The organism is Polynucleobacter sp. 39-46-10, from assembly GCF_002282275.1.
Map to the genome: position 1 here is coordinate 1 of NZ_NCJB01000544.1, position 1,100 is coordinate 1,100.

The 1,100-nt window shown below is 47.7% G+C and carries 2 protein-coding genes; both read right to left on the minus strand.

The window, feature by feature from the left end; translation table 11 throughout:
- Positions 1–262: ATP-binding protein (locus B7X71_RS17570; protein WP_293601691.1), on the minus strand; the 262-nt coding region annotated here is incomplete at its 3' end.
- A 25-nt stretch (positions 263–287) separates the two neighbouring features.
- The coding region (locus tag B7X71_RS17575; protein WP_293601692.1) for an acetyl-CoA carboxylase carboxyltransferase subunit alpha at positions 288–1,100 on the minus strand (813 nt) is incomplete at its 5' end.

Sequence of the window (1,100 nt, forward strand, 5' to 3'; positions counted from 1 at the left end):
CTCTAGCCCGGGCTTCAATATTGCCCTGCGATTGATCTGCAAAATGCAATAAACGGAAATCAAAATGTACTTGGTACTTTTTGGCTAGCTTCTCGCAAAACTCCAGCCACTGATCAGCGGGCTTTTGCAAACCATGGTGAATATGGAATACCCAAATCTCAGTTGAGTTATTAGGATCTGTTTGGACTGTCTTGCAAATGGCATCAAGCAAGACAACCGAATCAAGCCCACCACTTAAGGCAAGACCAATACGTTTGGCCACTGCTGAAGCCGCCTGAAGAGTCGCCTTAGGACTTGGCTTCGATTTCCTTGAACTTGCCATAGCCCATTAAGCGTTCATGTCGACGCTCAAGAAGCGCATCCACTTTCATACCATCGAAGGTTTTCAGTGACTCAGCCAAGGCTTTGCGCATGTTATTCATCATGGTCTCATAATCACGATGCGCTCCACCAGTTGGTTCAGCAACGATCTTGTCAATCAAGCCAATTGTCTTCAAACGTTGCGCTGTCAAACCTAATTGCTCAGCAGCCTCTGGTGCCTTGTCAGCAGTCTTCCAAAGAATAGATGCACAGCCTTCGGGTGAAATCACAGAATAGGTTGAGTTCTGCAACATCAACACCACATCACCCATTGCAATTGCTAGCGCCCCACCAGAACCACCCTCACCAATAATGGTCGCAATGATAGGCACTTCTAACTCAGCCTGAACATACAGGTTGTGACCAATCGCCTCGGACTGGTTACGCTCTTCTGCATCGATTCCCGGGAATGCGCCTGGCGTATCGACAAAAGTAAATACAGGCAATTTAAATTTTTCAGCTAAGCGCATCACACGCTTTGCTTTGCGGTAACCCTCGGGGCGGCTCATACCAAAGTTACGCAAGGCGCGCTCTTTAGTATCGCGACCCTTCTGATGGCCAATCACTACGCATGGTTGATTCTCGAAGCGCGCTAAGCCGGTAATAATGGATTGATCATCCGCAAAATTGCGATCGCCATGGAGCTCATGAAAATCTGTAAATAAAGCGCCAACATAATCGAGGGTATAAGGACGCTGTGGATGACGCGCCACTTGTGAAACTTGCCAAGGACTGAGATT